Below are 9,392 nucleotides of genomic sequence, written 5' to 3' on the forward strand. Positions count from 1 at the left end.
TCCCGGCCATGCGGCGATTGAACCGGCGATTGACTGGGCGCCGCATTCCCCTAGCGTGATATTCATGGCTACGCGTGACCTTATCAAATTGCCCAAACTGCGCGGCGACGAACCGGAAACGGACGCGAGCGATGGTGATGCGGCTGACGCCTTGACGGCGGCGAACCGGAAACAGACGGTCCAGCGCCTGCAGGTTGGGCTGTCGGGCTTGGCCGCCATGGTCCTGTTGGTGGGGCTGGCCAATATCATCCAGGATCGTGCGCGCGTGACTGAAGAGCGCTCCGTACCCGAAGCGGCGCCCACGGTGCAGCCGTCCGGGCCGACGCCGCTCAGCGATCCGCTTGCCGATGCGGGGGTGGTGCCTGATCTTCCGGCGGAACCAACCCCTACCCAGAAGCCCGCAATCGTGCCCGAGCAAGGCAATGGCCCGGCCGGCACATCGTCTTAGCTTCGCACTGGCAGGTCTTCTGCTAGTGCTGGCAGCGGCTGGTGCGATGTGGGCGTGGCAGCAATCGACGCGGCCCACCGACAGGCCGACCGTGGGGCTGATGACCAGTCTGCCGATTTATTGGCCCGAAGGCGCGGACATGGTCACCATGATCGATGGCAGCGGCGAATTGCCGTGGGTGCGGCGCACTCTGGAGCAGAACTACAAGATTATGCCGCTCGATGCGCTGGCCGCTGATGGCGGACAGGGCGGGAAGCCGCCACTGGCGGGGCTTCGGCGGCTGCTGATCGTCCAGCCACGCGGGCTCAGCCCGCAAGACAATGCCGCGCTTGATGCATGGGTGCGCGGCGGCGGGCATTTGCTGTTCGCGCTCGATCCGATGCTGACCGGCCAATATGCGGTGCCGCTGGGTGATCCGCGCCATCCGGTGACAGTGGGGCTGATCCCGCCCGTGATCGGCCGCTGGGGGCTGGCGATGCAATATCGCGAATTGCAGCCGCTGACCGTGCAGATGGTGGACTATGGTTCGGGCACTCTGCCGGTAGCGCTGGCGGGAGAACTGATTGCGCGGGACCCGCCGTACGGTGCAACACCAGATGATCTGGCAGCGCGCGGTGACTGCCGCGTTCTGGGCAATGGCATTGCCGCCCAGTGCCGGTTGGGTGCGGGCCGGGTGACCATCGTGGCCGATGCCGCGCTGTTTGAATTGGCCAGGCCAATCGGCGATGCGGAGCAGCAAATGAACGATCTGGTCGCTTTCGGGCTGGAGTAGGCTTGCTGTCGGCAGACAGCGGAGCTGTGCGTTCCTCTGTCGCTTTAGGTACCTGTTCTCTCCCGATGGGGAAATTGCGGGAAAGCATGGCTGCAAACGACTCGAAGCGGCCGAATCTGGCTGGAAAACAGGGAATTGCGTGCCGGACCTGGGGCAAAAGGCGAAATGCCCTGGTAAGACGATGAAGAATTTTTGTATCGTAAATCAATTGTTTACCATCTTTTCCCGTGAAATCCCGTAAAAATCCCTTCCATCCCCGCATCACCCGCGATATGTCCAAGGACCATCAGACATGATGTTTCGTTGTGCGCTCCCTCTCAGGTGAGCGTGCCGCCCACGGTTACGCGCTGGCGGCGGCGGGGAAGCTGTGTCTGTCGGGGCGAAGGGGTTTGGGGAACAGGGCGGAGAGGGAAAGTGTCTTTCGGAGGTTACAGTGGACAGGCTTATTCGCCCGCTGGCGACAAGGGCCGCTTTGTCCTTCCTCCATCCTTCCGCAAGGCGGTCAAGGAAAGCTCGGGCGGGCGCGTGCTCTGCCTTGACAAGCATGACCGCTGGAACTGCCTCGTCGGCTTCGGCCTTTCGCGCAATGACGAACTGGAAACCCAGCTTGACCGCGAGGAAGAACGCGCGCTGCGCCTCGGCCGGGATTTTGACCGCGATCTGCGCGCCAACCAGTTGTTCGGCTTCGCCCAGGTTCCCTTCGATGACAGTGGCCGCTTCATCATGCCCGAGCACTTGCGCAATCTCGGCCGGGTCGATGACGGGCTTTATTTCCAGGGTGCTGGCCGCTTCTTCACCATCTGGAACCCTGCCGAACTGGCGCAGATGGACGGGCAATGGGAAGCTGCGCAAGCCGCCTGCGCCAATCTAGTTGCCGAGGCTGAGGCCAAGGGCAAGGGGGCGCGGAAATGAGATCCGCCGCCCCAGAAAACGACGCCCCGCATATCCCCGTTCTCCTTGATGAAGTCATCGCCGCGCTCGATCCGCAGCCCGGCGATGTGATCGTCGATGCTACTTTCGGTGCGGGTGGCTACACCCGCGCGCTGCTTGATCGCGGCGCAACCGTCCATGCCTTTGACCGCGATCCGGATGCGATCGCGCAGGGCCGCGGATGGGCCGAGGCGCGAATTACCCCTCCGCGTCTCGTGCTCCATCCGCGGCGCTTTTCCGAAATGGCAGTCGCGCTGGCGGAGGCCGGAATCGCGCAAGTTGACGGGGTGGCGATGGATATCGGCGTCTCCTCGATGCAGCTCGACCAGGCAGAGCGCGGCTTTGCCTTTTCGTCTGATGGCCCGCTCGACATGCGGATGAGCCAGGAAGGAGAAAGCGCGGCCGATTTCCTCAACACCGCTGAAGCCGAAACCATCGCCGACGTGCTTTATGAATATGGTGAAGAGCGCCAGTCACGCCGGGTCGCCCGTGCAATTGTGGCGGCGCGCCCGCTTGAAACGACCGGCGATCTCGCCCGGGTGGTGCGCAAGGCGCTGGGTTACAAACCGAGCGACAAGAAGGATCCTGCCACCCGCAGTTTCCAGGCGGTCCGCATCCATGTGAACGGCGAGCTGGACGAATTGCGCGAAGGGCTCCACGCTGCCGAATGCATACTGCGCGCAGGCGGCAGGCTGGCGGTAGTAAGCTTCCACAGCCTGGAAGATCGCATCGTCAAGCACTTCCTGCGCGATGCCGCCGGCGGCAGGGGCGGATCACGCTACCTGCCCGAAGCGAATGCGGAACCCGCAATCTTTACCCATATCTCCAAGGCGATCCGCCCCTCGGACGCCGAGATCGCGCGCAATCCGCGCGCCCGCTCCTCCACGCTGCGCCACGCCGTTCGCAGCGCGATTCCAGCGCGAAAGGAAGCCGCATGAACATGACCGGATCCCGCTTGCGCCAGATTGGCTGGCTTATCGTGCTCGCCGCGTGTTGTGGCGCGTTCCTCGCGCTCAGTTTCCAGGTCCACGCGGTCAAAAGTGAAGTCTCGCTCGCCGAGCGCGAACTGATCGCGCTTGAGCGGGAAACCATGATGCTCGAAACCGAGTTCGAAGCCCGCGCCAACCAGCGGCAGCTGGCCGAATGGAACGCGGTCGATTTCGGCTATCTCGCCCCGCGCGCCGATCAATTCCTTGAAGGCGAACTGCAACTTGCATCGCTTGGCGCTGCGCGTGGGCCAGATGCTCCGAGCCCGATCCGCTTTGCGAGTGCCGAAGCCGCGGCCGATGGCGCAACAGCACGCGAACCGCGCCCGATGGTGTCCCCGGTTTCAGGGCGCCCGGTAACCTTGGCAGCCGCAGACATGCCCGATGCCACAGACAGCCTTGCGGAAGCGGTGGGCGAATTGCTGGCCGATGCCTCACCGGTGCGCAGCGCCAATGCGCGCACCTTGCTGAGCGCCGAGGCTATTGAATGAATACACTTTCGGCCAGCGCGGCCATATCCAGCGGCAGGGTCCAGCTCGTTACGTTCCGGCGCCAATCACTGGCGCAGGCGCGCTGGCGCGTGCTGTGGATCGCACTGGTTTTTGCGCTGGTGGCGTTTGCAGCGCTGGTCCGCATCGCTTACCTGGGCCTGGCCGATCACGGCCCGGTGCGCACCTCGCTGGAAGAAGCGCTGCTGCCGCCGCGCGGTGAAATCACCGATCGCAATGGGGTGCCCCTGGCGCGTGCGTTCCCCGCTTATGCGCTGTGGTATAATCCAAGCGCCATGGGTGAGGGCGGATCGCCGCTGGTCAAGTCGCCGCAGGAAGTAGCCCGGCAGCTGAATGCGATCTTCCCCGAGATTGATGAAATCGACATTGCCGAGCGGCTGGCTTCGGGCAAGGCAGGCTATTTGCGCCGCCGCGTGCTGCCCGAAGATGCCAATCGCGTGCAGGCGATCGGCGAACTGGCGCTGGAAATGCCGCGCGAAAATGACCGGCACTATCCGCAAGGCATGTTGGCGGCGCATGTGCTGGGTTATGTGAATTCGGACGGCCAGGGCAAGATCGGCATGGAGCAGGTGCTCGACGAGCAATTGCGCGATCCGGCGTTGCGCGGCAATTCAGCGCCGCTTTCGATCGATATTCGCGTGCAGGGCGCGCTTGAGGATGAACTGCGGCGCGGGATGCTGGCGGTCAACGCGATGGGGGCTGCCGGGATCGTGCTTGATGTCGATAGCGGAGAGGTGCTGGCGCTGGCATCGCTGCCCGAATTCGATCCCAATGCTGTCCAGAGCAATGACCTGGTGCTGCCCAAGGAAGCCACGGAACGCGGCGAAACCCCGCGCGCTTTCAATCGGGTGACCAATCAGGTCTATGAACTCGGCTCGACTTTCAAACCATTGACTATCGCAGCTGCGATCGATGCCGGGGTGGTGCGCGACCTCGCCAAGCCGTGGAACGCTGAGCCGTTCAAGGTCGGGCGATTTACCATCAAGGATCTCAAGCCCAAGGGCGCGACGCTGAACGTACCCCAAGCGCTGATCCATTCCTCCAATACCGTTACCGCACGGGTGGCCGATGAACTTGGCCCCGAACGCCTGCGCCGCACCATGATCGACCTGGGTATGAACGAGCGGCCCTATATCGAGCTACCGGCGCGCGGTTTCCCGCTGTGGCCGGGCAAGGATTGGGCGCGGCTTACCAATATGACGGTAAGTTACGGCCATGGCATCGCGGTGACCCCGCTGCACCTGGCCAGCGCATATGCAGCAATGGTCAATGGCGGGATCTGGCGTCCGGCGACCCTGCACAAGCTTGAAGCGCATGAGATTCCGCGCGGCCGGCGGGTGTTCAAGGCTTCCACCTCCTCGCGCATGCGCCAGCTGCTGCGCATGATCTCGCTCTATGGGACTGGCAGGAATGCCGATGCACCAGGGTTTCGCGTTGGTGGCAAAACCGGTTCCGCCGAAAAGCCTGGCGCTGGCGGATACAGGCGCTCCTCGCTTGTTTCGACCTTTGCCGCAGTCTTTCCGATGGATCATCCGCGCTATGTGGTGATTGCGATGCTTGATGAGCCACACGGCACTGTTGCCAGCTCCTATCAGCGCACCGCCGCGTTTAATGCGGCCCCGATCGTGGGAAAGCTGGTGCCGCGGATCGGCCCGCTTCTGGGCGTGCGGCCGGACAATACCCGCGACGTCGACCTGACCGATCTTCAATCGCTCGTACCGGAGAAAGAGTGATGCGGCTGGGGGCGCTGGCAGAAAAGGCGGGGATTGCAATCGCAGGCGCGGGTGACGCCGAGGTGACGGGCTTTGCGATCGACCACCGCAAGGTTGCGCCGGGCACAGTGTTTGGCGCCTTCAAGGGTGCGCGCTTCAACGGCGAGGATTTCATTCCGGCGGCGATAAAGGCTGGCGCAATTGCCGTGGTCGCGCGCGCCGAAGCAAAAGTGGAAGGCGCGGTGCATCTTGCAGACGCCGAACCGCGCCGCGCCTTTGCCCGGTTGGCGTCGGCTTTCTTCACCCCGGTTCCGCATACCATCGTCGCGGTCACCGGCACCAATGGCAAAACCTCGACAGTAGAGATGGCCCGCCAGCTGTGGCTGATGGGCGGCGAGCGGGCAGCAAGCATTGGCACATTGGGCGTGACGACCCCGGACGGCAGCGTTTCAACCGGGCTGACAACGCCCGATATCGTTACCTTCCTGAGCAATATGAGCGGCCTCGCGCGCGAAGGTGTGACGCATGTCGCCTATGAGGCATCGAGCCACGGGCTCGACCAGTATCGCAACGAAGGCGTGCCGGTTGCCGCTGGTGCTTTCACCAATTTCAGCCGCGATCATCTGGACTATCACGGCTCGATGGAAGCCTATTTTGCCGCCAAGATGCGGCTGTTTGACGACGTGATGCAGCCCGGCGCAGCGGCGGTGATCTGGCATGGCGAGGACGATAGCGAGTGGACCCGCCAGGCCATTGGGCACGCGAAATCGCATAAGCTGCGCGTGCTGACGGTGGGCGAACGGGGCGATTTCATCCGCCTGCTTGCCCGCAAGCCAACCCAGTTGGGACAGACGCTGGAGATTGAACACGATGGCCAGCCGCGCTCGATCAATCTGCCGCTGATCGGGGCCTATCAGGCTGCCAATGCGCTGACCGCCTGCGGGCTGGCGATTGCGACTGGCAGCGCGCCAGGCCAGGTGCTTGACGCGGCAAATCGCCTCCAGCCCGTGCGCGGGCGGTTGGAGCGCGCAGCCATCTCTGCGCAAGGTGCGCCGGTCTATGTCGACTATGCGCACACGCCGGATGCGCTGGTCGCGGCGATCGATGCCTTGCGCCCGCATGTCGAGGGCAGGCTGATCACTGTGTTCGGCGCAGGCGGCGACCGGGATCAGGGCAAGCGTGTGGAAATGGGCGAGGCGGCGAGCAAGGGCAGCGAAGTGGTGATCGTGACCGATGACAATCCGCGCGGTGAAGACCCCGCAGCCATCCGTGCAGCGGTGCTGGCGGGCGCGCCGGATGCAATCGAGATCAGCGACCGGCGCGAAGCCATCGCCGAGGCCATTCGCAGGGCCGGCGCAAAGGATATCGTGCTTGTTGCAGGCAAGGGGCACGAACAGGGACAAATAATCGGGTCGGGAGAGAATATGCGGGTATTGCCGTTCGATGACGTGCAGGTAGCGCGCGAGGTGTCGCAATGAATGCACTGGGGGCCCTGCGCAGATGGCCTGTGGACCGGCGCGACGCACTGCCACTTGCGCTGTGGAATTCAGCCGAGATCGCGGCTGCAACCGGCGGCGCTGCAAGCCATGATTTCCAGGTTTCCGGCGTCGAGATGGATTCGCGCGATGTGCGCCGCGGCGATCTGTTCATTGCACTCAAGGGTGAGGCGATGGACGGGCACAATTTTCTGCCGCAAGCCTTTGCCAATGGCGCGGTGGCAGCGATCGTAGCTCACCCGGTGGAATTTCCGCATGTGCTGGTCGAAGATACCACGGCGGCACTGCATGCGCTGGCCCATGCCGCACGCGAGCGCACACAAGCGGTGCGGATCGCGGTAACGGGTTCGGTGGGCAAGACCGGGGTCAAGGAAAGCCTCTTCCTCGCGCTCGACCGCGCCAGCCGCGGGGCGGCGCATCGCAGTGTGCGCAGCTACAACAACCATGTCGGCGTGCCCTTGAGCCTGGCGCGCATGTCCGCGCGCAGCCGTTATGGCGTGTTCGAAATGGGGATGAACCATGCGGGCGAGATTGCCCCGCTTGCCGCTCATGTGCGCCCACATGTCGCGCTGATCACCACAATTGCCCCTGCGCATATTGAAAATCTCGGCAGCATGGAGGCGATAGCCGACGAGAAAGCCTCGATTTTCTCAGGGCTTGTGCCCGGCGGTACGGCAGTGATCCCGGCGGACAGCCCACACTGCGCGCAAATGGTCGCGATCGCGCGGCAATATGGCGCGAAAGTGGTGACTTTCGGTGCCGCGGCAGATGCAGACGTGCGGCTGCTTGATGCGATCCCCAGCGCCAATGGCGGCTCGCTGGTGACGGCGGACCTGGGCGATACGCGGCTGTGCTATTCGGTGGCAGAGCCGGGCGAACACTGGATCGCCAACTCATTGGGCGTGATGGCTGCGGTCAAGGCCGCAGGGGGCGATCTGGGTGCAGCGGGGCTGGCGCTGGCGGAAATGGGCGGGCTGAAAGGGCGCGGCGCGCGCCACCAGCTGGCCGTGCCGGGCGGCAAGGCGCTGCTGATCGATGAAAGCTACAATGCCAATCCTGCTTCGATGCGGGCAACGCTGCGGCAATTGGGCCAAACGCCTGCCACCCGCCGCATTGCAGTGCTGGGCAGCATGAAGGAGCTGGGGGACTTCGGACCGAAGTTTCACGCCCAGCTGATCGAGCCGCTGACCGAGGCAAAGATCGACTATGCGGTGCTGGTGGGTGAGGAGATGCGCGTGTTGGCGCGTGAATTGGGGAAAGCGGGCGTGCAATCGCTTGGCATTCCCGGTGGCTTCGCGCATTGCGATACACCAGCCGAGGCGATTGCGGCGCTCAAGGAGTTCGGGCTCACCCATGGTGACGCGATCCTTGTCAAAGGTTCCAATTCGGTCGGCCTCGGTGCGCTGGTGTCACATTTTACAGGTCTATCCGGGTCGAAGGGCCCGGGCGGAACCTAGGATTATCGCATGCTATACCTGATCGCCGAATGGCTGGGTTTCGAAGGCGTTCTCAACCTCGTACGCTACCAGACCTTTCGTGCCGGTGCGACGCTGATTACCGCGCTGTTCTTTGGCCTGCTGATCGGCCCGCGTTTCATCAACCTGCTGCGCGTGCGGCAGGGCAAGGGGCAGCCGATCCGTGAGGACGGCCCGCAATCGCACCTTGCCAAGCGCGGCACGCCCACCATGGGCGGCCTGATGATCATGGTTTCGCTCACTTTTGCGCTGCTGCTTTGGATGGACCTGAGCAATCCGCTGGTTTGCGCCTGTTTCGCTGTGACGATCGGTTTCGGCCTGATCGGTTTCCTCGACGATTATGACAAGGTTTCCAAGGCCAGCCATCGGGGTGTGTCGGGCCGCGTGCGGCTGTTGCTGGAATTCATCGTAGCGGGTGTCGCCTCCTACATCATCGTCAGCCAGGTCAGCACCAATCTCTATGTCCCCTTTCTCAGCGGCGTTTCGATCCCGCTCGGGCCATTCTATTTCCTCTTCGCCGCCACTCTGATCGTGGGCTTCGGCAATGCGGTAAATCTGACCGACGGGCTTGACGGTCTGGCGATTATGCCTGTGATAATTGCGGCGGGCACCTTCGCGCTGATCGCCTATCTGGTCGGGCGCGTCGACTATTCCGCCTATCTCGGTATCCCCTATGTCGAGGGCGCAGGCGAACTGGCAATCTTCTGCGCCGCCATCATGGGTGCGGGCCTCGCTTTTCTGTGGTTCAACGCGCCGCCGGCCGCAGTGTTCATGGGCGACACGGGATCGCTGGCACTGGGGGGCGCGCTGGGTACGATCGCGGTGGCGAGCCACCACGAGATCGTGCTGCTGATCGTGGGCGGATTGTTCGTGGCTGAAACCGCCAGCGTGATCATCCAGGTGTTCTGGTTCAAGCGCACGGGCAAGCGGGTGTTCCGCATGGCGCCGATACACCACCATTTCGAACAGTTGGGCTGGAGCGAAAGCAAGGTGGTGATCCGTTTCTGGATCATTGCAATCGTGCTGGCGATGGCGGGCCTTGCCACACTGAAGGTGAGGTGACC

Annotated in this window: 9 protein-coding genes; all 9 read left to right on the forward strand. The window is 63.5% G+C overall.

Annotated elements, in window-relative coordinates; all coding sequences use genetic code 11:
- Positions 1 to 64: 64 nt before the first annotated feature.
- The 9 genes from ACX2DJ_RS05995 to mraY all read left to right on the forward strand — a co-directional run bounded on the left by ACX2DJ_RS05995 (position 65) and on the right by mraY (position 9,390).
- Complete coding sequence (locus ACX2DJ_RS05995) at positions 65 to 448, forward strand: hypothetical protein (protein ID WP_462571537.1); 384 nt, start codon at positions 65 to 67, stop codon at positions 446 to 448.
- Positions 423 to 1,220 (forward strand): Gldg family protein, encoded by a 798-nt coding sequence (locus ACX2DJ_RS06000; protein ID WP_462571538.1) that lies wholly within the window; start codon positions 423 to 425, stop codon positions 1,218 to 1,220. The genes ACX2DJ_RS05995 and ACX2DJ_RS06000 overlap by 26 nt, the downstream gene beginning before the upstream one ends.
- A 414-nt stretch (positions 1,221 to 1,634) precedes the next feature.
- Positions 1,635 to 2,132 (forward strand): division/cell wall cluster transcriptional repressor MraZ, encoded by a 498-nt coding sequence (locus ACX2DJ_RS06005; protein ID WP_462571539.1) that lies wholly within the window; start codon positions 1,635 to 1,637, stop codon positions 2,130 to 2,132.
- The gene (gene rsmH, locus ACX2DJ_RS06010; RefSeq protein WP_462571541.1) at positions 2,129 to 3,088 is read left to right on the forward strand and encodes a 16S rRNA (cytosine(1402)-N(4))-methyltransferase RsmH; all 960 of its coding nucleotides are present in this window, start codon (positions 2,129 to 2,131) and stop codon (positions 3,086 to 3,088) included. The genes ACX2DJ_RS06005 and rsmH overlap by 4 nt, the downstream gene beginning before the upstream one ends.
- Positions 3,089 to 3,090: 2 nt before the next feature.
- A complete protein-coding gene (locus ACX2DJ_RS06015; protein WP_462571542.1) occupies positions 3,091 to 3,627 on the forward strand; it encodes a hypothetical protein in 537 nt (178 codons plus the stop codon).
- The gene (locus tag ACX2DJ_RS06020; protein ID WP_462571543.1) at positions 3,624 to 5,378 is read left to right on the forward strand and encodes a peptidoglycan D,D-transpeptidase FtsI family protein; all 1,755 of its coding nucleotides are present in this window, start codon (positions 3,624 to 3,626) and stop codon (positions 5,376 to 5,378) included. The genes ACX2DJ_RS06015 and ACX2DJ_RS06020 overlap by 4 nt, the downstream gene beginning before the upstream one ends.
- On the forward strand, positions 5,378 to 6,835 hold the full coding sequence (locus tag ACX2DJ_RS06025) for a UDP-N-acetylmuramoyl-L-alanyl-D-glutamate--2,6-diaminopimelate ligase (RefSeq protein WP_462571544.1): 1,458 nt from the start codon (positions 5,378 to 5,380) through the stop codon (positions 6,833 to 6,835). Before ACX2DJ_RS06020 ends, ACX2DJ_RS06025 begins: the two co-directional genes overlap by 1 nt.
- The gene (locus tag ACX2DJ_RS06030; RefSeq protein WP_462571545.1) at positions 6,832 to 8,310 is read left to right on the forward strand and encodes a UDP-N-acetylmuramoyl-tripeptide--D-alanyl-D-alanine ligase; all 1,479 of its coding nucleotides are present in this window, start codon (positions 6,832 to 6,834) and stop codon (positions 8,308 to 8,310) included. Before ACX2DJ_RS06025 ends, ACX2DJ_RS06030 begins: the two co-directional genes overlap by 4 nt.
- A 9-nt stretch (positions 8,311 to 8,319) precedes the next feature.
- On the forward strand, positions 8,320 to 9,390 hold the full coding sequence (mraY, locus tag ACX2DJ_RS06035) for a phospho-N-acetylmuramoyl-pentapeptide-transferase (RefSeq protein ID WP_462571546.1): 1,071 nt from the start codon (positions 8,320 to 8,322) through the stop codon (positions 9,388 to 9,390).
- The last annotated feature ends 2 nt before the right edge of the window (positions 9,391 to 9,392 follow it).

The sequence above is a fragment of the Altererythrobacter chaiwopuensis genome (assembly GCF_054957755.1).

Bases quoted from the DNA above. Each gene is read 5' to 3' on its own strand.
- ACX2DJ_RS05995 (WP_462571537.1), top strand. From the start codon at position 65: ATGGCTACGCGTGACCTTATCAAATTGCCCAAACTGCGCGGCGACGAA.
- ACX2DJ_RS06000 (WP_462571538.1), top strand. From the start codon at position 423: ATGGCCCGGCCGGCACATCGTCTTAGCTTCGCACTGGCAGGTCTTCTG.
- ACX2DJ_RS06025 (WP_462571544.1), top strand. From the start codon at position 5,378: ATGCGGCTGGGGGCGCTGGCAGAAAAGGCGGGGATTGCAATCGCAGGC.
- mraY (WP_462571546.1), top strand. From the start codon at position 8,320: ATGCTATACCTGATCGCCGAATGGCTGGGTTTCGAAGGCGTTCTCAAC.
- ACX2DJ_RS06020 (WP_462571543.1), top strand. From the start codon at position 3,624: ATGAATACACTTTCGGCCAGCGCGGCCATATCCAGCGGCAGGGTCCAG.
- rsmH (WP_462571541.1), top strand. From the start codon at position 2,129: ATGAGATCCGCCGCCCCAGAAAACGACGCCCCGCATATCCCCGTTCTC.
- ACX2DJ_RS06030 (WP_462571545.1), top strand. From the start codon at position 6,832: ATGAATGCACTGGGGGCCCTGCGCAGATGGCCTGTGGACCGGCGCGAC.
- ACX2DJ_RS06015 (WP_462571542.1), top strand. From the start codon at position 3,091: ATGACCGGATCCCGCTTGCGCCAGATTGGCTGGCTTATCGTGCTCGCC.